The 22,862-nt window shown below is 41.5% G+C and carries 22 protein-coding genes (1 of these 22 only partly in view); 21 read left to right on the top strand and 1 reads right to left on the bottom strand.

The features are described 5' to 3' along the window. Nucleotides 1-175: 175 nt before the first annotated feature. From ftsE to EEL30_03685, 10 genes are all read left to right on the top strand, one after another. Nucleotides 176-862, top strand: a complete 687-nt coding sequence (ftsE, locus tag EEL30_03730) for a cell division ATP-binding protein FtsE (protein ID QDX91553.1) — start codon at nt 176-178, stop codon at nt 860-862. Continuing rightward, on the top strand, nt 852-1,745 hold the full coding sequence (locus EEL30_03725) for an ABC transporter permease (GenBank protein QDX91552.1): 894 nt from the start codon (nt 852-854) through the stop codon (nt 1,743-1,745). Before ftsE ends, EEL30_03725 begins: the two co-directional genes overlap by 11 nt. Before the next feature lie 46 nt (nt 1,746-1,791). After that, nucleotides 1,792-2,979 (top strand): metalloendopeptidase, encoded by a 1,188-nt coding sequence (locus tag EEL30_03720; protein ID QDX91551.1) that lies wholly within the window; start codon nt 1,792-1,794, stop codon nt 2,977-2,979. 83 nt (nt 2,980-3,062) lie between these two features. Continuing rightward, nucleotides 3,063-4,544 (top strand): PDZ domain-containing protein, encoded by a 1,482-nt coding sequence (locus EEL30_03715; GenBank protein ID QDX91550.1) that lies wholly within the window; start codon nt 3,063-3,065, stop codon nt 4,542-4,544. A 157-nt stretch (nt 4,545-4,701) separates the two neighbouring features. Beyond that, entirely contained in the window at nt 4,702-5,985 is a 1,284-nt protein-coding gene (locus EEL30_03710) for a PDZ domain-containing protein (GenBank protein QDX91549.1), read from the top strand. Nucleotides 5,986-6,031: 46 nt separating this feature from the next. Next, nucleotides 6,032-6,412 carry a hypothetical protein gene (locus EEL30_03705; GenBank protein QDX91548.1) on the top strand — a complete coding sequence of 127 codons (381 nt, stop codon included), beginning with the start codon at nt 6,032-6,034 and terminating at the stop codon, nt 6,410-6,412. A 291-nt stretch (nt 6,413-6,703) separates the two neighbouring features. Next, on the top strand, nt 6,704-7,105 hold the full coding sequence (gene tnpA, locus EEL30_03700; GenBank protein ID QDX91547.1) for an IS200/IS605 family transposase: 402 nt from the start codon (nt 6,704-6,706) through the stop codon (nt 7,103-7,105). Between the two features lie 5 nt (nt 7,106-7,110). Next, nucleotides 7,111-8,214: a transposase gene (locus EEL30_03695; protein ID QDX91546.1), complete on the top strand. Its 1,104-nt coding sequence runs from the start codon at nt 7,111-7,113 to the stop codon at nt 8,212-8,214. A 74-nt stretch (nt 8,215-8,288) separates the two neighbouring features. After that, nucleotides 8,289-9,056: a hypothetical protein gene (locus EEL30_03690; GenBank protein ID QDX91545.1), complete on the top strand. Its 768-nt coding sequence runs from the start codon at nt 8,289-8,291 to the stop codon at nt 9,054-9,056. A gap of 31 nt (nt 9,057-9,087) precedes the next feature. Continuing rightward, nucleotides 9,088-9,633, top strand: a complete 546-nt coding sequence (locus EEL30_03685; GenBank protein ID QDX91544.1) for a hypothetical protein — start codon at nt 9,088-9,090, stop codon at nt 9,631-9,633. Nucleotides 9,634-9,807: 174 nt separating this feature from the next. Here EEL30_03685 and EEL30_03680 read toward each other — a convergent pair whose 3' ends face one another. Beyond that, a complete protein-coding gene (locus EEL30_03680; protein QDX91543.1) occupies nt 9,808-10,593 on the bottom strand; it encodes a flagellar hook capping family protein in 786 nt (261 codons plus the stop codon). 174 nt (nt 10,594-10,767) lie between these two features. Between EEL30_03680 and uvrB the strand changes: the two genes are divergently transcribed. The 11 genes from uvrB to hisF all read left to right on the top strand — a co-directional run. Further along, nucleotides 10,768-12,744, top strand: coding sequence for an excinuclease ABC subunit UvrB (gene uvrB / locus EEL30_03675; protein ID QDX91542.1), 1,977 nt, complete (start codon nt 10,768-10,770; stop codon nt 12,742-12,744). 12 nt (nt 12,745-12,756) lie between these two features. Further along, the gene (uvrA, locus tag EEL30_03670; protein QDX91541.1) at nt 12,757-15,645 is read left to right on the top strand and encodes an excinuclease ABC subunit UvrA; all 2,889 of its coding nucleotides are present in this window, start codon (nt 12,757-12,759) and stop codon (nt 15,643-15,645) included. A gap of 232 nt (nt 15,646-15,877) precedes the next feature. Continuing rightward, complete coding sequence (locus EEL30_03665; protein QDX91540.1) at nt 15,878-16,810, top strand: HPr kinase/phosphorylase; 933 nt, start codon at nt 15,878-15,880, stop codon at nt 16,808-16,810. A gap of 49 nt (nt 16,811-16,859) precedes the next feature. After that, complete coding sequence (locus EEL30_03660; protein QDX91539.1) at nt 16,860-17,342, top strand: acyltransferase; 483 nt, start codon at nt 16,860-16,862, stop codon at nt 17,340-17,342. A gap of 263 nt (nt 17,343-17,605) precedes the next feature. Next, nucleotides 17,606-18,778, top strand: a complete 1,173-nt coding sequence (locus EEL30_03655; protein ID QDX91538.1) for an ATP phosphoribosyltransferase regulatory subunit — start codon at nt 17,606-17,608, stop codon at nt 18,776-18,778. Continuing rightward, a complete protein-coding gene (locus EEL30_03650) occupies nt 18,775-19,431 on the top strand; it encodes an ATP phosphoribosyltransferase (protein QDX91537.1) in 657 nt (218 codons plus the stop codon). Before EEL30_03655 ends, EEL30_03650 begins: the two co-directional genes overlap by 4 nt. A gap of 24 nt (nt 19,432-19,455) precedes the next feature. Then, nucleotides 19,456-20,739: a histidinol dehydrogenase gene (gene hisD, locus EEL30_03645; protein QDX91536.1), complete on the top strand. Its 1,284-nt coding sequence runs from the start codon at nt 19,456-19,458 to the stop codon at nt 20,737-20,739. A gap of 50 nt (nt 20,740-20,789) precedes the next feature. Continuing rightward, the gene (hisB, locus tag EEL30_03640; protein QDX95660.1) at nt 20,790-21,377 is read left to right on the top strand and encodes an imidazoleglycerol-phosphate dehydratase HisB; all 588 of its coding nucleotides are present in this window, start codon (nt 20,790-20,792) and stop codon (nt 21,375-21,377) included. Between the two features lie 2 nt (nt 21,378-21,379). Beyond that, nucleotides 21,380-21,997 (top strand): imidazole glycerol phosphate synthase subunit HisH, encoded by a 618-nt coding sequence (hisH, locus tag EEL30_03635; GenBank protein ID QDX91535.1) that lies wholly within the window; start codon nt 21,380-21,382, stop codon nt 21,995-21,997. Then, a complete protein-coding gene (gene hisA, locus EEL30_03630) occupies nt 21,994-22,740 on the top strand; it encodes a 1-(5-phosphoribosyl)-5-[(5-phosphoribosylamino)methylideneamino]imidazole-4-carboxamide isomerase (protein QDX91534.1) in 747 nt (248 codons plus the stop codon). Before hisH ends, hisA begins: the two co-directional genes overlap by 4 nt. Next, on the top strand, nt 22,734-22,862 hold the 5' end (the start) of the coding sequence (gene hisF / locus EEL30_03625) for an imidazole glycerol phosphate synthase subunit HisF (GenBank protein QDX91533.1). The gene runs 663 nt beyond the window's last position; only the first 129 of its 792 coding nucleotides appear in the window; it begins with the start codon at nt 22,734-22,736; its stop codon lies beyond the right edge, outside the window. Before hisA ends, hisF begins: the two co-directional genes overlap by 7 nt.

Genomic DNA, 22,862 nt, shown 5'->3' with positions numbered 1-22,862 from the left:
GGTACAAGCTCACATTTTTTTGTTGTTTTTTTCCATTTTGACGACAAGAAATGCGATAATTAGGGGATAACAACAAAGAAACTCAGTGGTATAATAGAAAAAGTGATCAGATGCTAGTATTTTTTGTCTTTTTCTGATGCCTCAAGAACATAACCGATAGTAGGGTGTGATTTAGATGATCGAGATGTATGATGTCTGGAAAACATATCCCAATGGCACTAATGCGCTAAAGGGGATTAATGTAAAAATTGATAAGGGTGAATTTGTCTATGTTGTAGGACCGAGTGGTGCAGGTAAATCTACCTTTATTAAATTAATGTATCGCGAAGAGCGGCCGACAAAAGGGCAAATCTTTTTAAACGGATTTAATGTAAGTCGTATTAAAGAGAAACAGATACCAAATGTGCGCCGAAGTATCGGTGTTGTTTTTCAGGATTTTAAACTATTGCCAACTTTAACGGTATTTGAAAATGTTGCATTTGCGATGGAAGTAATAGAGGCGAATAAGAAAGCTATCAAGCCTCGCGTTCTAGATGTGCTTGGTCTTGTGAAATTAAAGCATAAAGCAAAAATGCTACCAGGAGAATTATCGGGTGGGGAGCAACAACGTGTGGCATTGGCGCGGGCTATCGTTAACAATCCAAGTATTATTATTGCGGACGAGCCTACTGGTAACCTTGATCCCGAGACCTCTTGGGATATTATGCGTTTGTTTGAAGAGATCAATCAGCGTGGAACTACCGTTGTAATGGCAACACATAACCGTGAGATTGTTAATACGATTCGCCGCCGTGTCATCGCGATTGAAGCTGGTGAAATTGCCCGCGATGAACAGAGAGGGGAATACGGTTATGAAGATTAGTACATATGGTCGCCATGTGCGTGAAGGGGTAAAGAATCTGGGGCGGAATGGTTGGATGACTTTTGCTTCGGTCAGTGCCGTAACCATTACTTTATTGATATTAGGTGTATTCTTATTACTCGCTTTAAACGTAAACCACATGGCAAAATTGGTTGAAAATCAAGTTGAAATACGTGTATTCATGGATGTTACTTCTGATAAAGCGGTAGCAGAGAACTTACAAAAACAAGTGAAGGTACTACCTGCTGTAGATACCGTTACATATGTTCCTAAAGATCAGGGGTTAAAGGATTTACGGGAACAACTAGGTGAGAATGGCAAGCTTCTGGATGGCTTGGAAAAAGAAAACCCACTACCAGATACACTGGTTGTTAAAACCAAAGAACCAAAAGATGTAGATTTTGTCGCTCAACAAGTCAAAGAGATGGAACATATTGAAGATGTCGACTATGGGGCAGATACGGTCAACAATTTGTTTGTTGCTACCAATATTATGCGCAACGTGGGGATTTTCTTTATTATTGGGTTAGCTTTCACAGCAATGTTCCTCATTGCTAATACCATTAAATTAACGATTGTTGCACGTCGTCGCGAAATTGAGATTATGAAGTTAGTTGGAGCAACCAACTGGTTTATTCGTTGGCCTTTCTTTGTTGAAGGTCTGTTTATGGGTGTGATGGGAGCGATTATTCCTATTACCATACTTTCAATAGGTTACTACTATCTGTTGCAAGAAATACATGCCAGTATGTATAGCTCGATGCTTCCGTTATTGCCAATGGACCCGTTTGCTTATCAGGTAGGATTGCTGTTGATGGGAATTGGTGCCTTCATTGGAATTTGGGGAAGTATGCTTTCCGTTCGCAAATTCTTGAAAGTGTAAATGTTAGAGCAATTGATAGAATAAGGCTATGGGAGGTCACAATGGAATGAAAAAGAATAACCTCATTCTTACTGTTTTAGCGACCAGTATGCTGGCATGGGGATTATCGCCTGCTCCTGCGGGGTATGCCAGCAAGAAATCTTTACAAACGATTAATCGTGAGCTAGAACAAATCAGATCAGAGAAAAAGAAACAACAAAATCAGGTCAATAATATTAAGAGTCAAATTAATACAGTGAGAAGCGAGCAGAAAAATTTAGATCATGAGTTATTCTCCATCGATCTGAAGCGGGAAGAAACACAACAAAAGCTGGACAAGCTGGATAAAGATATCAACGTGACCGCTAAGAAAGCAGTGGTAGCACAGGAAGACTTAGATTCTGCTGTAGATCGGGTGGCAAAGCGTGATGATTTATTAAAGACACGTGTCAAAGCGATGTATAAGCGAGGGAAAGTATCCTATCTGGACGTTTTGATGGGTTCTTCTGATTTTGGTGATTTGTTAACACGTATGCATGGAATGAAGTTAATCGTGGAACAGGATAACCGTATTTTGGAAGAGAACAAAAAGGATAAACAAACCATTGAAAAACGGAAGAAAGACGTGGATAATTTACTTGCTTCCTATAAAAATATGTTTTCAAAAAGCGAAGATTTAAAAGAGGAACTGGATCGACAATATAATCGCAGTGTCGTCGTTAAAGCAGAACTTAAGAAGAAAGAATCGACTCTCTTGGAAATCGAAGCGGAAGCACAGGAAGAAATGAGAGCGATGATTCAAGCAGAATCTGCTAAACTATTAGAAAAGAGCAACTTAAGCAGTGTAAGTAATTACACAGGTGGAAAATTGGGAGTTCCGCTTGATTCGTTTGTTCTTACTTCCTCGTTTGGTTATCGAGCAGATCCATTCACAGGTAAAACCGCGGGACACGATGGATTAGACATGGCGGCGCCGAGAGGAACAACGATTAAAGCGGCCGAAGATGGCATCGTTATTGTTGCTGGAACCATGCGTGGATATGGTAATGCAGTCGTTATTCAGCACAATAATGAAATCAGTACGTTATATGGACATATTCGTGAGGGCGGAATTATGGTTAGGCTTGGTCAGGCGGTAAAACGTGGTGAAAAGATTGCAGAAGTAGGCTCCACTGGACGTTCAACTGGTAACCATTTGCATTTCACTGTGTACAAAAATAACCGACCGGTTGATCCAGCACCTTACATCCGCTAGGATTCCCACAAATATTGTAGGTCCACTTTGCATACACTAGTTGCATAGCTTTTCCATGGCAGACAAAAAGGATGGTGTATAGTATGAAATGGAACGGACGCAAGGTGCTTGCTCTTGTGCTAGCTGGTATGTTGACCAGCAGTCTCTTAACTGTAATTGCTGTGAAGACAGTTCCGTTAAGCTCTGCAACAAATGCAGCGGTGGCCGGCGGAAGCAACGGTCTTTTCTCCCTTGGTAATGGACAAGGTTCATCAAAAGACTTTGCCAAGCTACAGGAAGTATATAAAATAATTAAATCGCGTTACGTGCATGAGGTAGCTGATGACAAACTCATGGAGGGTGCCATCAATGGCATGATCTCTGCGTTGGATGATCCGTATTCAGACTATATGGATCCTAAGGCAGCAGAAGAATTCAATGCCTCTCTCAATTCCTCTTTTGAAGGAATTGGTGCAGAAGTAACAATGAAAGATGGTAAGCTTACCATTGTGTCACCTATAAAAACCTCCCCGGCGGAAAAGGCGGGACTACGTCCAAACGATCAGGTGCTTAGTGTTAATGGCGAATCTTTGGAAGGCTTAGATTTGCATAAAGCGGTTAGCAAAATTCGTGGTCCTAAAGGTACGAAGGCTACCCTTAAAATCTTCCGTGCAGGGCATCCAGAGCCGATTACTGTCGTGATTGTTCGAGATGATATTCCAATCGAGACAGTCTATAGCTCTATGCTAGAGAGCAACGGTAAAAAGATCGGTAAATTGGAGATTACCTCCTTCGCTAGTGCTACAGCTGACGATTTTAATAGAGAATTGGCTGAACTAGAGAAAAAGGGAATTCAAGGACTAATTATTGATGTTCGTGGTAACCCAGGTGGCTATCTAAAGGCGACAACAAGTATCAGTGAAGGCTTGATTCCTAACAAGGGAAAAATTGTTGAAATCTCTTATGGAAACAATAATGAGCAAGTAGAAACGTTCTACTCCAAAGCAGATAAAGGAAAACCATATCCTATTACTGTTTTAATTGATGGAGGGTCAGCTAGTGCTTCTGAAATTTTAGCGGGTGCTCTTTCTGAGAGTGCAGATGCAAAATTGGTGGGTGAAAAAACGTTTGGTAAAGGTACCGTTCAGAACACAATGGAAATGAACGATAAGAGCCAATTAAAGCTCACTATTGCTAAATGGCTAACACCAAAAGGGGAATGGATTCATAAAAAAGGAATTCAACCAAATGTAGCTGTCACTCAGCCAGATTATTTCAAAGCAACACAGCTTCCGCATGATAAGGTATTATCACGGGATATGAACGGTTTGGAAGTCAAGAACCTACAGTTAATTCTTGAAGGTTTGCAATTAAAACCAGATCGCATGGATGGCTACTATGACGCTTCAACAGAAACAGCTGTGAAAAAGTTCCAACAGACGCACAATCTAGAAGCTACAGGAAAAGTGGATCAAAACACCGGTGTTGTGATGCAAACAGCTTTAATTAAAGTGATGAAAGATCCGAAAAATGATCGCCAATTGCAACAAGCAATGGAAATAACTTCACAGTCTAAGGGAAAATAATCCACATAAGAAAAGCAGGGAAACCTTTCTATTCTGTAGAAAGTAAGAACCACGAACAAAACGGTCGTGGTTCTTTTTTACGTGGTTATAGCACTTGCCGGCACTAGAGGCTTGGGAGTCGCCGAGAGCTCTATATATTTTTTGAGGGGGGAGAAAATTGACTGTGCTCTGGGACCTTATAAGTAACTATTTGTACGCATTGGTACATTTTCTGTTAAATCCGCTCTTATATGCGTTTCTCATATTTATCTATTTGCATTATCGCAAACAAATGCTATGGGAGCGTCAACTGTTTTCCGTACGAATTCAATCGCCATTAGCACAGACCCTTCGTTCCGTTGGCCTGGGGGTTATAGGTGGTTTATTTGTGAGTGTAGTAGCTGGATTACTAGGGATTTTCATTCAGGTATCTGATATGTGGATCGTCTGGGGTATTGCCCTATTACTTGCCTTTGTTAGATTTCGATTTCTCTGTTTGGCATATGGAACAGCTATTTTTACTGGTTTACATGGGATTGCAAAATTATTTCCTATCGCAGGTGAGATTTCCGGTGTTGACAAAGTTTGGGGATGGTTCGCTCACGCTAATCCAGCACCGATCTTAGCTTTAGTAGCCCTATTACATATCGTAGAAGCATGGTTTATTAGAAGCCATGGAGGTAGACATGCATCTCCGCTGTTTGTAGAAGGTAAACGCGGACGAGTTGTAGGTGCCTATCAACTTCACTCTTTTTGGTTAACACCTGTGATTGTACTGACCCCTGTGACAGAAGGGGTATATACTATACCTGCTTTATTTTCAGGTTGGCCCTTATTTTCCCTAGATTGGGCAATGGCTTCACTAGGGATGCTACTTTTGCCAGCAGTTACGGGCTTTTCTGCCATTACTAAAACGAGAACACCTCAAGCAAAAGCGGACTCTCTATCCAAGCATTTACTTCTCTACTCATTCATTTTGCTTGGAATAAGCTATGCAGCTGTAGTCGTACCTCCTCTTGTTTATGGAGCTGCTTTATTCGCGTTTTTTGGACATGAATGGTTGGGATGGTTAAGTTCACGGCAAGAAGAAAAGCTACCTCCTTACTATGTTCCTGCTAGTAAAGGATTGAAAGTGATGGCTGTTCTTCCAGGGACACCAGCAGAGGTAATGGGCATCAGGATTGGCGAAGTGATCATCAAGGTAAATGGGCATCCAATCTCTAGTAAGGAAGATTTATATCCAGCGCTACAGGCCAATCCTGCCTTTTGTAAAATGGAAGTACTGACGCTAGATAATGAAATCAAATTTACGCAGAGTGCCATCTATGCTGGACAACACCATCAGCTTGGCATTATTGTGGTACCAGATGAGCGGACAACACATTTTGTTTCAATGCAAGAGATTGGTTTACATGGAGGTAAGAAGAATAAGTCTAAAGGAGAGCACGAGCTTGGAATTTAGAAGATAGAAGTTAGAACATCATGTATTACCCGAGTAAAGGACAAGTATGGCAGTCCTTTACTCGGTTTTTTTGTATTGGTCAGTTCCATTAATTGGATTTGAAAGTGACCCTTTTACAGTTTGGTTGGTTTCTTATCTCATTTGTTTTCTTGCAATTATTCCGTGGCAATTAGAAAGGGAGGAGCAAAGATATGAGGGGTTCATGGAAAGAAAGCCTTTTTGGAATACGGAATCCACTATGATTCTACAAATTCTAGCAATAGCTGAAAACAGAAAAGGTTATATCACACCATCTGATATAGCGGCCCAAACTGAATTAACTATTAAACAGGCAATAGAAGCGTTACAGAAACTACAAAAGCAAGGATATGCAGAACTAAGTGTGGCTCAGACAGGAGATATTATTTTTTTATTTTCCTGGGTTTGAATAATAAAGAGGTGAATGGGATCATTGGCGATCTATACAAGAGACGTAGAATCAGAAAGAACGAAGCAACAGAGAGAGGATTTATTTGTACTTGGTTTTATATTTTTATGAATTAGCTGAGAACACTCGTGATTTTAATCATGAGATGAATCGGCTTCGGGCAAAGCGTGTCTTCTGACATGTTAATTGTCCGACATATGTTGACTTGGTGATCAATAAAAACGCTGATATTTAAACAGAATAATTTGAAAAAATTTTGACATGTGCTATCCTATCATTGAGGTGAATAACATGGCAGAAGTTAAACATGGTAGGGGAAATGTGTACTCTATCCAATACCATATTGTATGGTGTGTAAAATATCGCCATAAAGTGTTGCTTGGAGATGTAGATACAAGATTAAAAGAAATACTGAATCAGCTTGCTACAGACAATGATTTCACGATTTCAGAAATCGAAAGTGATTGTGATCATGTTCATCTCATGATTGATTGTAGTCCGCAACATTCAATTCCGAGTATCATCAAAGCGTTAAAAGGCGTTTCGGCAAGGTTGCTATTTAAAGAGTTTCCCCAGCTTAAAAAGAAGCTATGGGGTGGGAATCTTTGGAATCCTTCTTATTTTGTGGCAACGGTTAGCGAACACACAGAAGCACAAATACGACAATACATTCAAAATCAGAAAGTGAGGTGAGATCAATGGTAGTGAACAAAGCATACAAATTCCGTATATTTCCCAACAAGGCACAAGAAGTTCTCATTGCTAAAACGATTGGATGTAGTCGATTCGTTTTCAATCACTTTTTGGCTAAGTGGAACGATACGTACAATGAGACAGGTAATAGATTGTCATATGGAACGTGTTCTTCCGAACTACCTAATCTGAAAAAAGAATTAACTTGGCTCAAAGAAGTAGATAGCATAGCTATTCAATCGTCTTTAAAGAATCTTGCAGACGCCTTTTCACGATTTTTCAAAAAACAAAATGATGCACCATGTTTCAAAAGCAAAAAGAACAAGGTTCAATCCTATACAACCAAACACACGAACGGAAATATGGCGATTGTAGAAAATAAAATCAAACTCCCAAAACTTGGTCTTGTTCGCTTTGCAAAATCAAGAGAAGTGGAAGGGCGTATTTTAAACGCTACAATCAGACGTAATCCTTCTGGCAAATACTTTGTTTCGTTGTTAGTAGAAACAGATGTACAACAATTGCCGAAAACAAACAAAGAAGTCGGGATTGACGTTGGACTTAAAGATTTCGCTATTCTATCCAATGGAGAAGTATTTAAAAATCCAAAATTCCTGCGGAATATGGAACAAAAACTAATTCGTGAACAACGCATCCTTTCCAGACGTGTGAAAGGTTCCTCAAATTGGAATAAGCAACGGATTAAGGTTTCTCGAATCCATGAACGGATTGCAAATGCACGAACAGACTATTTGCAAAAGATTTCAACGCATATTGTCAAAAACCACGACATCATTGCGATTGAAGATTTGCAGGTATCAAACATGATGAAGAATCACAAGTTAGCCAAAGCCATTAGCGAAGTGTCTTGGTATCAGTTCAGAACCATGCTTGAATACAAAGCATCCTGGTATGGTCGCACTGTCGTTGCAGTAGGAAAAACATTTGCTTCCTCTCAGATTTGTTCGTGCTGTGGATACCAAAACAAAGAGGTTAAAAACCTGAATTTGCGTAAATGGACGTGCCCAAGTTGCCACAGCGAATGGGACAGAGACGTAAACGCAAGTTTGAACATTCTAGCCGAAGGCAAAAGACTATTGACTGCATAATCGCATTAACCACAGGAACTGTGGGGATCGCCTAATCAATTAGAAACCGTTAGGTTTCCGTACTTAGGAATCTCGTGGCTTCAGCCGTGAGAGGTTCAAATCTTTCTACCATACTAGCAATTGTCTATACGTTTAGAAAAATCCAAGAAAATGCTATTTTTATCGCCGTCCTTATCGGTATAATAACCATAGTTTTCCTAGCTTTCTCTATTCGAAAAAAACGTTTACTTAAAAGAGAATATCGATCTAGTTGTGAAGCATTAGCCTTGTCTATTGCAGGTAGGCATAATGGGAGATTATCTATCCCGTTATTTTCTTTAGAATCTTCGTTACGTCTAGATGAATGTGACAGAATAGTAAGGGATTTAGAGGAAAAGGGAGTATTTATGAGTGTTATTAATACTGAGAGTGGAACTATATATCATTTAGACCCTTACATATTACAATCGTTGGAGCGATCTAATCAGGATAGTGATCAGGAGAATGATGATGAATGTGACAATGAATGGGATGAAGAAGATGAAGACGAAGACGATGATTGGGATGATGAAGATAACTGGAACGAAAATCAGAAGCAGATGACTAAAAAGAATCATGCTCAGCTGTTAAACGTCATAGTACCTGAATCTATACGTGAAAACAAAGTGGTTCGTTTTTTTACAGCAGGAAATATTCTTGTTAAGGTATTACTTGTGTTGCTCATTGTACTATTTGATCTTGTAGATAAACATTATATCCTTGAACATGCAAAAATATATATTGTAGCTACGTCTGTTTCCCTTAGCTTTTTTATTCTGCTGGGCATTTCTAGCTATGTTCAGAGTAACAAGACCATGAAGTGAATGAGAGAGATAGATATCATGGGTTACATTTTTGAAAAAGAAGGATATCTTTATCAAAAATAGATATGCATCTATTCATACGTTAGATGATGGCTCTATACTATATTATTTTCCAGAGATAACAGATCAATCGGTTATTAATCAGAATCATTCCTTTTTCTCACCTATGGAACACAGTAATAAACTGATCATTCAATTTATGCAATACACCAGGCTAGCCTGTCTACTAAGTGGGGTGGGAGGTTATGTTGCTGATAGGTATGGTATGTGGATGTTTGGAATTGCATGGGGGATCATTTTCTTACTTGCTCTTGGCACGATCGCTTCTCGAGTATCGACCGAGTCAGAACGAATGGAGAGAATGGGCTTTCAGGTAGCAGAGCAAAAGGGCGGAGCGTTGACCATACATGAATTTGCTTACGGGGCAGGAATTAGAATGGAAGAGGCTGCGCAGATATTAAGAAAATGGGAGCAGGAAGAGCTGGCCAGAAGCATGGAACACCCAGATCAGATTCCTTATTACAAAATTAATGGTGTTCTTAGTATGGAGCAGCGACTAACCGCAGAACATGTATAGAAGACTATTGGGATAGATAAGACTTCATTGAAGCAAGCATGAAAAACAAAAGATGACCTCAAGCTACTTAGTGAGGTCATCTTTGTCTTTTGAAAAGAAGTTTTTTGTTGTTCTTATCAATTCTTAGGTAGTGAGTTTTTCTTGTTCATCAGGAGTTTCAGAACCATCAGGATTTTAGGAGCCATCCGTTTCGCCGCTTCCATCTGTTTCACCAGTACCATCTGTATCCCCTGGCTCAGAAGGCGGTTTTACTTCTTCCTCTGGTTCTGGTTCTAGTTCTGGTTTTACTACTTCAAGCCCAACGATATCCGTAGACTTAATCTTTTTGCCGTCAGTTAAAATAAATTCAACTAAGCCATTTTTCATGCTGATTGCTTGAATGACGCCTGTTGCTTCTTTTGACGTTTCTTTGCCGTCTTCGTCTTTTACCTGTTCCATATAAGTAGCTTTATAACCGATCATATTGGCATATTTTAGAGTTTGGTCAACGCCAGATTGAGAAACTAGCGATTCTAAGCCGTGAATTTGCTGTTGGGAGATAATATCGTCGCCCACCAAGAACCGAATTTTACCATCAACCATTTTTACACCGTCAATTACACCAGAAGCTGTTGTTACGTACTGTCTTCCAGTATCCGGATCTTTACGAGCCACTTCATAGGTCGCTTTTTTACCGATTATTTGCTCGTACTCTTTTACGTTTAATAAGCTACTATTTGATTCCTTCATGAGCTTTTCTATATTCGACACTTTTTCTACCATCGTCATCATAGCGGTTTGCATCATGAATTGTGAGTTGTCCATTGGTGACATCGGGTCCTGATTTTTTAGCTGGGCAATCATCAGCTTCATAAAAGCCTCGCTATCTAAACCAGTAGAGAATTCACGTTTATCGCCATAACTATATTCCTGTTGTACTGAGGACTTAGGTGTCGCGTTTTGTATGTTGTTGGTCGGCATTCATTTTCCTCCCAAATGGGTAAAAATTATCAGATAGATAGACTTGCTATCTTTCTTTATTATCGGTAAAATCACTTATAACGAATAGACAAACAAACGTTCGATTTTTTGCTTGGATGTTAAATGATTGTGCTATAATGAAGGATAGGATATATAAAGGAGGATGAGGGGACCGTGGATCGTTTTGAGTTAGTTTCGGAGTATACGCCATCAGGTGATCAGCCTGTTGCTATTGCGGAGTTGGTGGAAGGGATAAAGGCAGGCAAGCGCCATCAAACCCTGCTGGGTGCTACCGGAACAGGTAAAACTTTTACAGCTGCTCATATGATTGCTCAGGTGAACAAACCTACGCTAGTCATGGCTCATAATAAAACGTTGGCTGCTCAGCTGGCAGCAGAATTTCGTGAATTTTTCCCAAATAATGCGGTAGAATACTTCGTTAGTTACTACGATTACTATCAACCGGAAGCCTACATTCCTCATTCGGATACGTACATTGAAAAGGATTCAAGTGTAAATGATGAGATCGATAAATTACGTCACTCAGCAACTAGTTCGTTATTAGAGAGACGGGATGTTATCATTGTAGCTTCCGTTTCTTGCATATATGGTTTAGGTTCCCCGATTGAATATAGAGAAATGGTGCTTTCTCTGCGTGCGGGCATGGAAAAAAGCAGAGATGAGGTTTTGCATCGTTTGGTAGATATTCAATATGATCGCAATGATATTAACTTTACTCGTGGGACGTTTCGTGTTCGAGGAGACGTGCTGGAGATATTCCCGGCGTCGCGCAGTGAACAGGCAATACGAGTAGAGTTTTTTGGTGATGAAATTGAGCGCATTACGGAGATTGATGTATTAACTGGTGAGATTATGGGCAATCGAGATCACGTAGCGATTTTTCCTGCCTCCCACTTTGTTACCCGTGAGGAAAAATTGAAGAAGGCTGTTGAGAATATTGAACAGGAGCTAGAATTACGCTTGCTAGAATTTCAGGCAGCAGGCAAACTGTTGGAAGCCCAACGGCTAGAACAGCGTACGAGATACGATATAGAGATGATGCTTGAAATGGGCTTTTGCTCAGGAATTGAAAACTATTCCCGTCATTTGACTGGGTTACCAGAAGGTCATCCCCCATATACATTGCTTGATTACTTCCCAGACGATTTCTTGATGGTTATAGATGAGTCGCATATGACTCTGCCGCAAATACGCGGGATGTACAATGGCGATAGAGCGCGCAAAGACGTACTGGTGGAGCATGGTTTCCGCTTGCCGTCAGCACGTGATAACCGCCCACTTAAGTTCGAGGAATTTGAAAAGAAACTAACGCAAGCCGTCTATATTTCGGCTACACCGGGAGTATATGAACTGGAACATACACCTAAAATGGCGGAGCAAGTCATTCGTCCGACGGGTCTAGTTGACCCAACTATTACAGTTCGTCCGATAAAAGGTCAAATTGATGATTTAATCGGTGAAATTCAGGCAACCATTGCTAAAGACGAGCGTGTTTTGGTAACGACGCTTACGAAGAAAATGTCAGAAGACCTAACCGATTACTTGAAGGAGATTGGTATTAAAGTCCGTTACCTTCACTCTGATATCAAGACGATTGAGCGCATGCAGATTTTACGCTCCTTACGATTGGGTGAATTTGATGTGTTGGTGGGTATTAACTTGTTGCGGGAAGGGTTGGATTTACCGGAAGTCTCGTTAGTTACGATTTTAGACGCTGATAAAGAAGGCTTTCTGCGCAATGAACGGTCATTAATTCAAACAATTGGGCGTGCTGCGCGGAATTCAGAGGGTCGCGTTATTATGTACGCTGACAAAATGACTGATTCTATGACGAAAGCCATTCAAGAAACAGAACGTCGTCGTAACATCCAGATTGCTTATAACGAAAAACACGGTATCACGCCACAAACGATTCAAAAAGCGGTTCGAGGAGTTATTGAAGCAACAAGAGTGGCAGAGGAGAAAGCTGATTATCTACCACACTTGGATGTAAAGAAGATGCCGAAAAAAGATCGCATTTTAGTCATCGAACGAATGGAAGAGGAAATGAAGGAAGCGGCACGCAATCTTATGTTCGAACGTGCAGCAGAGCTTCGTGATTTGATATTGGAGCTGAAAGCAGACCTGTAGGGAGTGAAATACATGCCATTAGATCGGATCGTGGTGAAAGGTGCACGCGCTCATAATTTAAAAAACATAGATGTCGTCATCCCACGAGATAAATTTGTTGTTTTAACGGGACTATCTGGTTCTGGAAAATCGTCACTTGCTTTTGATACGATCTACGCAGAAGGACAACGTCGCTATGTCGAGTCATTGTCTGCTTATGCTCGTCAATTCTTAGGACAAATGGATAAGCCTGATGTAGATTCAATCGATGGTCTTTCACCGGCTATTTCTATTGATCAGAAGACCACAAGTCGCAATCCACGTTCTACTGTAGGAACAGTGACGGAGATCTATGATTATTTGCGTCTGTTATATGCACGTATTGGTAAAGCCGTTTGCCCTACTCACGGAATAGAAATCAGTTCACAAACGATCGAACAAATGGTAGATCGTGTGATGGAATTTCCGGAACGAACACGTATGCAAATTCTCGCTCCTTTAGTTCAAGGACGTAAAGGAGAGCATGTAAAGCTATTAGAAGATATCCGCAAACAAGGGTATGTACGCGTGCGTGTAGATGGGGAAGTTCGAGATTTATCAGAAGAGATTAGTTTGGAAAAAAACAAGAAGCATAGTATTGAAGTTGTAATAGATCGGATTGTTGTTAAACCTGACTCACAGACACGTATTGCTGATTCCTTGGAAACAGCTTTGCGTTTGGCGGACGGCAAGGTAATTGTCGATGTAATTGATCAGGAAGAACTATTGTTTAGTGAGAAGCATGCTTGCCCAATCTGTGGATTCTCTATTGGCGAGTTGGAACCACGAATTTTCTCTTTTAATAGTCCGTATGGAGCCTGCTCGGAATGTGATGGATTGGGAGTGCGGATGGAAGTTGATTCTGATCTCGTCGTTCCCGATTCTACTAAAACATTATCAGAGGGTGCTATAGCAGCATGGGAGCCTAAGTCTTCCACCTATTACCCGCAATTGTTAGAATCAGCTTGCCGCCACTTTAGCATTCCTACAGATGTGCCAGTGGAAGAGTTGCCAGAAGAACAAATGCAGATCGTTTTATATGGTAGCAAAGGTGAAAAAATTCAATTTCGCTATGAGAATGAATTTGGTCAAGTGCGTGAGGCAACAGTGGCATTTGAAGGTGTGATTCCTAACTTACAGAGACGTCATCTAGAAACTAGCTCTGATTATATACGAGAACAAATTGAAGAGTTCATGGGGCAAAAGGCTTGTCCAGTATGTAGGGGTCAACGATTGCGCCAAGAAAGTCTTGCTGTTTTGATCGGAAAACGTAATATATCAGAGCTAACCGGTCTATCTATTGTCGATGCTCATCAATTTTTTGATCAAGTTGAATTAAGCGAGAAGGATGTAAAGATCGCTCATATGATCCTAAAAGAGATTAAAGCAAGACTGAATTTCCTCATTGATGTAGGTCTTGACTATTTGACATTAAGTCGAGCCGCAGGAACTTTATCAGGTGGAGAAGCTCAACGGATACGATTAGCTACACAAATTGGTTCTAGTCTAATGGGAGTATTGTATATCTTGGACGAGCCAAGTATTGGTCTACATCAGCGTGACAATGCTCGCTTGATCAAAACGCTGGAGCATATGACAAGCCTCGGAAATACACTTATCGTAGTAGAGCATGACGAGGATACGATGCTAGCCTGCGATTACATTATTGATATTGGTCCTGGAGCTGGGATTCATGGTGGGCAGATTGTGGCGGAAGGAACCCCGCAAGAGGTGATGGAAAACCCTGATTCTCTAACAGGAGCTTATTTAAGTGGGCGCAAATTCATCCCTGTTCCTCTTGAAAGACGTCAGCCTGCTCAAAATGGAGAGGCTTGCGACAAATGGGTGGTTATTGAAGGGGCAAAAGAAAACAACTTAAAAAATGTAAACGTCAAGATTCCTTTAGGTGTGTTCGTTGCTGTGACGGGTGTCTCTGGTTCAGGAAAAAGTACCTTAATCAATGAGATTCTACAAAAAGCTTTGGCACGTGAACTAAATCGAGCAAAAGCCAAGCCTGGTGATTTTAAACGAATTAATGGCCTGGAGTATTTGGACAAGGTAATTGATATTGACCAGTCACCAATTGGACGTACACCACGCTCTAACCCAGCTACGTATACAGGTGTGTTTGATGATATTCGTGACCTGTTTGCCTCCACCAATGAAGCAAAAGTACGTGGATATAAAAAAGGGCGATTTAGCTTTAACGTAAAGGGCGGGCGTTGCGAGGCTTGCACAGGAGACGGCATTATCAAGATCGAAATGCATTTCCTACCTGATGTATATGTTCCTTGTGAGGTTTGTCATGGTAAACGATACAATCGTGAAACCTTAGAGGTTAAATATAAAGGCAAAAGCATTTCTGATATTCTGGAAACAACAGTGGAAGATGCGGTGGAGTTTTTCAAAAATGTACCGAAAATCCAACGTAAGGTTCAAACCTTGCTTGATGTTGGTTTAGGCTACATGAAGTTAGGGCAACCGGCTACCACGTTATCAGGCGGGGAAGCTCAACGTGTTAAATTAGCATCTGAACTACATCGCCGAAGTACGGGGCGCACCATGTACATCCTAGATGAGCCTACGACAGGATTGCATACCTACGACATTGATCGTTTGTTAAAAGTATTGCAGCGATTAGTAGAGAATGGGGACACTGTTTTGGTTATTGAACATAATCTAGATGTTATTAAGACAGCAGACCATATAATCGACCTCGGTCCTGAGGGGGGTACACGTGGAGGGAATATTGTAGCCACTGGCACTCCAGAAGAGGTAGCTAAGGTTAAAGGGTCGTATACGGGTGAATTCTTGGGACCTGTCCTTGAACGTGATCGTAAGCGGACACAAGAACGGATTCAAGAACTAGTTAATCAGACGTAAACAAAAAAAGTAACGTGCAACAATGTAAAGGCATCCTTTTCAGAGGGTGTCTTTTCTCTTCCTTTTCCGCATTCAATAACAGAGACCAGACTTAGCTCTAGCTTTTGATTTATATCATACCTGAAAAATAAAAGACGTTTCACTAAGAGAGTTGTTTGCACAAGATGGGTTCGTTACAATAGGGATAAGAAATTACGGAAAACAGCAATCTCGGCTGGGAAAGTGGTGTTTGATGCAAATGGTTAATGTCAGTCATCTTGTCGAACATTTTCAACTAAAAATAGTAAGTGGTGAGCAAGGGTTAAGTCGCCCGATTAGCGTTACTGATTTAAGTCGTCCTGGATTACAGCTAGCGGGTTATAAATCCCATTATCCTGGGGAACGCATCCAAATTCTTGGAATGACAGAGATGGAATTTTTACATACATTGCCTAAAGAAGCCATAGTTGATAGACTCAGCTTCTTGATGAGTGAGGAGACGCCTTGCTTATGTGTAGCACGTAATCTGGAGCTACCCCAAGAGGTTTTAGATGTGTCTAATCACAGAGGGGTACCTGTGATTCAGTCTCCTCTTCCAACGACGAGTTTGGTAAGTAAACTAACCAATTATTTAGAAGATCGCCTTGCTCCAACTGCTACTATTCATGGGGTTCTTACGGATGTGTATGGAGTGGGTGTTTTTATTCTGGGTGCAAGTGGAATTGGAAAAAGTGAGACAGCCCTAGAGCTGGTTAAGCGTGGACATCGTCTCGTAGCCGATGATGCTGTAGAGATTCGTCAAACACAAGAAGGTCATTTAACAGGAATGGCACCTGATTTAATTCAACATCTACTGGAAATCCGTGGAGTAGGTATTATCAATGTTATGACGATGTTCGGTGCGGGAGCTGTGCGTAATACGAAGAACATTGATATGGTAGTAAAGCTGGAGCTATGGGATCAGCATAAGCACTATGAGCGTCTGGGTCTAGACGAAGAAAAAATGAAAGTAATGGATACAGATGTGCCAGTTATTACCGTCCCTGTGCGTCCGGGCCGAAATTTAGCTGTTATCATCGAGGTAGCAGCGATGAACTATCGCTTGAAGCGTATGGGCTACAATGCGGCCGTACATTTCTCGAAGCGTTTGACGGATACAATTGAAGATCATGATTCATTTATCTAAGAAGTCGATGTATCTCCATGGAGAGAGGTAAAGGAGCAATCTGACGCGTATGCGTAACACTAAGCGATATCCCGTAGCGGGAGGAGTAAATCCGTTATGGCATATGTATAAAACCGTGAGTTTTTGGAAAGTGTGCAGAAACTTTTCTGTTATCCAACTGGCGCGTTATTGTCCGTTTGTATTTGTGAAGAATTGGATGTACCGTACCTTTCTTGGCATAAAAGTAGGCGATCAATCTGCTGTAGCATTGATGGTCATGATGGATATTATGTTTCCTGAACTAATTACGATTGGACGCAATTGTGTAATTGGCTATAATACTACAATTTTAGCCCATGAATATTTAGTTGATGAATATCGACTAGGGGAAGTTATCATTGGTGACCGTGTATTAATTGGTGCAAACACTACAATTTTACCGGGGGTAGTTATTGGTGATAATGCAGTGATTGCAGCAGGTAGTGTTGTTCACCGTGATGTGCCAGCAGGAGCATTTGTTGGTGGAAATCCGCTACAAACCATTCGAGAGTGAAATAGAGGACCTTTGTCTCGTATAGAGACGAAGGTTTTTGCTTTTTAATCAGAGTTAATAAAAATGCAACAGAGAGTCTGCTTGTGTCAAAGGCTTGAGCGAAATACTTTTCATTAAACCAGTAAGCAAAGATTATGCTACAAAGACAAGATGTTGCAAAAAAATGTTGACCTCTCCGTGAATTAGTAGTATATTTTCTACTAATTCAAACGCTTTAGTTTATTAGCAGAGTAAAGTGTTTAGGCGAGCAGGAGGGACTGATGATGGCTACACCTTTGGTTTTTGAAAAACCATTGGGCATGCGAGATGTATTGCCCGAGCTGTTGCAAAAACAACGTGGAATTGAACGGATTTTGCGCCAATGCATATCTAGGTGGGGCTATGACGAAATTGCCACGCCTTCACTGGAGTACTTTGAAACAGTTGGAGCAGCGAGTGCGACCCTGACCGACCATATGTTTAAGCTGCTGGATAAACAAGGACATACTGTCATTTTACGTCCTGAGCTAACGGCACCTATAGCACGTGTCGTATCTTCCTTGTATAAGCACGTTCCGTATCCCATCCGGTTATTTTATCAAGCCAATGTATTTCGTGCGCAAGAGAAAGAGGCTGGACGCCATGCTGAATTTTATCAAACAGGAGTGGAACTAATTGGGGAGGCTAGTGTAGATGCTGATGCTGAGGTGATCGCTCTAGCAATTTCCTGTTTGCAAGCAGCGGGTGTACCTGCTTTTAAAATAACAGTTGGCCATGTGGATGTGGTATCAGGTTTGTTAGAAGAAATCGTGATGGATAAGCAAGAGAGGCTTATGTTAGGGAAATGTCTACAACATAGAGATTATGTGGGGTATCGTCAAGTTGTGAGTACATTATCTCTCAACGCGGAAGAGAAGGATAGATTGCTCCACTTACTTCAATTACGTGGAGGTAGGGAGATGATTGAGGAAGGAATACAGCTCACCCATACTCCAAAAGCCATAGCAGCTATGCAAACCATCTTACATTTGTGGGATGCGTTGGAAGCTTATGGTGTGGAAGAGCATATCTTGTTGGATTTTACTCTTATTGGCCACTTTGATTACTATACAGGCATTGTTTTTGAAGGGTATGCAGCAGACCTGGGATCGCCTTTATTAAGTGGGGGGCGATATGATCGGTTGTTAGAGAGATTTGGACGACCGTCAGCTGCAACAGGGTTTGCACTCGAGATTGATCGTCTATTACAGGTAGCTAACATAGTAACTCCGTCTAAACAAAAACGATATGTGATTTTATATGAGCAACATAATCGAGAAGAGGCTCTTCGATATGCGCAGGAAAAACGCAATGAACAATATATCGTTATTACAGCTAGATGGTCAGTAGAGGTAGAGTGTGCTTTTGTAAATTGCCAACAAAATCATGTTGTCATCTGGGGAGGTGGGACAGCTTGAGGGGGGCAGAATCATTGCAAAAATTAACAATAGCGATGCCGAAAGGTCGCATATTTGAAGAGTCATTAGTCTTTTTACGAGAAGCAGGAGTCGTGATCGAAGAAAATTCGAAAGATTCCCGCAAGTTAATTATCCCTGTGCCTCATTTTCAGATGGAATTTATTTTAGCAAAACCAGCAGATGTACCGACTTATGTGGAGTATGGTGTAGCAGATGTTGGCGTGGTAGGAAAAGACGTTTTATTAGAAGAAGATAGGGACGTTTATGAATTGCTTGATCTTGAGATTGGAAGATGTCGTATGGTGGTCGCTGGTTTAGCTGAATATCAGCCAGCAGTTCATCCAAGAGTAGCTACAAAGTATCCAGCGATCGCATCTCGCTATTTTCGAAAGCAAGGCCAACAGGTCGAAGTCATTAAGTTAAATGGTTCCGTAGAATTGGCTCCCTTGATCGGATTGGCAGAACGAATTGTTGATATTGTCTCTACTGGTCAGACGTTGCGAGAGAATGGTCTCGTGGAGCTTGAACATATATGCGATATTACCACGAGATTAATCGCCAACCGTTCTAGTTATCGGATGAAAAGTGAAGCGGTAGACAACATTGCCCAAAAATTTATGCAGGTGATTCCAAAAACAGGAGTACCAGGATGATAAGGAGAGGAGGAACTAGGCACGATGCTAACGATCACAAATGCTCACGAACTAAAAATGAAACGCAGTATCGACAGTGGCACAAATGAACAGCAATGTGCAGTACGGGAGATTTTACAAGCGGTTAAAGAGTTTGGAGATGAAGCTGTTCGTGCATGTACGCAAAAGTTTGATGGGGTAGTAGTAGATGAGCTTCGAGTAACAGAAGCAGAGTATGTAACCGCAAAGGCTTTAGTCTCACAGGAAGTTCAGGAAGCCTTGCGAGAAGCAGCCGAGAATATTCGTGCATACCATCAGCATCAGGCTCGTACGTCTTGGTTTACCACAAAGGAGTCAGGAACCATGTTAGGTCAAATGATACGTCCTTTGCACAGCGTAGGGCTTTATGTTCCGGGTGGTTCAGCTTCCTATCCTTCCTCTGTCCTAATGAATGCCATTCCGGCCCAAATCGCAGGGGTTGAGAGAATTGTTATGGTCACACCGCCGGATCGAGAAGGGAATATCGCTCCAGCCGTAGTAGTAGCTGCCGAGATCGCAGGTGTGACGGAGATTTATAAAGTTGGAGGAGCACAAGCAATCGGGGCGCTTACGTATGGAACCAAGACCATTCCTTCCGTAGATAAGATTGTGGGGCCGGGTAATATCTATGTAGCGTTAGCCAAACGTGAAGTTTTTGGAGTGGTGAGTATTGATATGATAGCAGGTCCTAGTGAGATTGTAGTGTTAGCAGATGAAACAGCTCCACCCAGCTACATTGCAGCTGATCTTTTGTCACAAGCGGAACATGATCCACTAGCATCAGCTATCTTGGTCACAACATCTCAAAAAATAGCTGAGGAAGTAGCTTTTGAATTGGAGCGGCAAGTAGCGAGCTTGCCACGAAAAAAGATTGCTGAAGCCTCCCTACTCTCTTATGGAGCTATCTGTGTGGTAAATGATCTGGAAGAAGGTTTTGCAGTAGTCAATCGTTTAGCTCCTGAGCACTTGGAGTTACTTGTGGAAGACGCCTTTAGCCATTTAGGAAAAGTAAAAAATGCAGGAGCTGTTTTTTTAGGTAGCTACAGCTCCGAGCCTGTAGGAGATTATTTTGCGGGAACCAATCATGTCTTACCGACAAATGGAACGGCACGTTTCTCCTCGCCTTTGTCTGTGGATGATTTTATCAAAAAGATGAGCGTTATCTCATATAGTAAGGCTGATTTAATGGAGCATGGAGAAAAAATTGTGAGGTTGGCAGAGGCAGAGGGGTTAACGGCGCATGCCAGAGCCATCCAAGTAAGACTAGCTAGTGATAATGATAAATCCTGATGACAGAATGTGATCAACTACCCGAAAAGGAGAAAGAGATGGAACAGGTAATGAATCGAACAGCATCTATAAAGCGCAAAACCAACGAGACAAATGTATCTTTGCAATTTGTAGTAGACGGAGATGGAGAGAGCAAGCTGAACACAGGCGTTCCTTTTTTGTCCCATATGCTTGATTTATTTACACGCCATGGCCATTTTCAATTACAGGTGGAAGCGGTAGGAGACATCGAGATTGATTACCATCATACGGTTGAGGATATCGGGATTTGTTTGGGGCAAGCCGTCCGTAAAGCGCTGGGTGATAAAAAGGGGATAAAACGATATGGGAATGCATTTGTTCCCATGGATGATGCTTTGGCTCAAGTGGTGATTGATGTAAGTAATCGGCCACACTTGGAATACCGGGCCACTTATCCTTCTCAACAAGTCGGACAATTTCCTACTGAATTGGTTCATGAATTTTTGTGGAAATTTGCACTAGAATCACGGATGAACGTGCATGTCATTTTGCATTATGGCCAAAATACCCATCACATGATTGAAGGGATCTTTAAAGCATTTGGACGTGCGCTTGATGAAGCTACACAACTTGACCCACGAGTAAAAGGAGTCCCCTCTACGAAAGGAATGCTGTAGGCATGATTGGAATTATTGACTATGGGATGGGTAACTTGTTTAGTTTACGCAAAGCCTTGGAACGTTTAGGGTACGCACATGAGATCGTCAGTCAACCAGAACGGTTAAATAACTATAGTGGATTGTTATTACCAGGTGTGGGTGCTTTTGGAGATGCCATGAAATATATAAGGGCAACAAATCTAGATCAAGGGATCCGAGAATACGTACGGACAGATCGCCCGCTATTGGGGATATGTTTAGGTATGCAACTTTTATTTAGTGAGAGTGAAGAGAATGGGGTGCATAAAGGCTTAGATATACTACCAGGTCGGGTCGTTCGGTTTCAAGGAGATTTTAAAATCCCTCATATGGGGTGGAATGAACTTTCTCTAAGTAATCATCATCCTTTAATAGAGGGTTTAATGGAAGGGGAATATGCATATTTCGTGCACTCCTATTATGTACAGGTACAAAATCATAATCATTTGCTAGCTACTACAGACTACCATCATGATGTAGCAGCGATCGTTTCGTCTGGAAAAATTGCCGGCATGCAGTTTCATCCGGAGAAGAGCGGGTTAACAGGCATTCGCTTACTAGCTAATTTCGTAAAGCAATGCGAGGGGGTTCTGCAATGAATTTTACTATCTATCCTGCTATTGATATTCGTGGAGGAAAATGTGTTCGTTTATTCCAAGGGGATTACAATCAAGAGACAGTATACGGGGATTCGCCAGTTGATATTGCACGAATGTGGTCGAGTGCAGGAGCATCTTGGTTGCATGTGGTAGATCTAGATGGAGCAAAAGAAGGCACCCCTGTACATCTTGATTTAATTGGAGAACTGGCTAAAACGGTATCTGTGCCTATCCAAATAGGTGGCGGTATTCGTACCCTACAGGATATCGAAGCGTATGTGGAGCGTGGGATAGCGAGGATTATCCTAGGGACAGCGGCAATGGAGGACTCTTTCTTTACAGAGGAGGCATTACGTCGCTATGGGGCTCAAATTGCTATTGGTCTGGATTGCCGTGATGGGTATGTCGCAACTAGAGGGTGGTTAAACACAACGGAAATGAAGGCAACAGAATTAGCCAAGCAATTGGTAGAGTTTGGCGCTGAATTGTTCATTTATACAGATATTGCACGTGATGGAACATTAACAGGTCCTAATATAGAAGAGATTGTCCAAATAGCAGTGACTACTGGCAAAAAAGTTATAGCTTCAGGAGGAGTTAGTCATTTAGATGATTTGCTTGCGTTGGCAAAACAGAGAAAGAGTGGTGTGGAGGGAGCTATTGTTGGAAAGGCTCTTTACACGGAAGCTATTTCCCTCACCGATGCTTTCATTAAAATTGGGGAGGCCGAGCAAACATGTTAACCAAGAGAATCATTCCTTGTCTGGATGTTAAAGAGGGGCGTGTGGTGAAAGGTGTTCAGTTTGTAGGCTTACGCGATGCAGGAGATCCCGTTGAACTTGCAACAAAATACTGTCAGGAGGGT

It is taken from the genome of Brevibacillus laterosporus (genome assembly GCA_007833815.1).
Classification (GTDB): Bacteria; Bacillota; Bacilli; order Brevibacillales; family Brevibacillaceae; genus Brevibacillus_B; species Brevibacillus_B laterosporus_D.
Note: the sequence above shows the minus strand (reverse complement) of the source record. Positions and strands in the feature narration are given on the sequence as shown.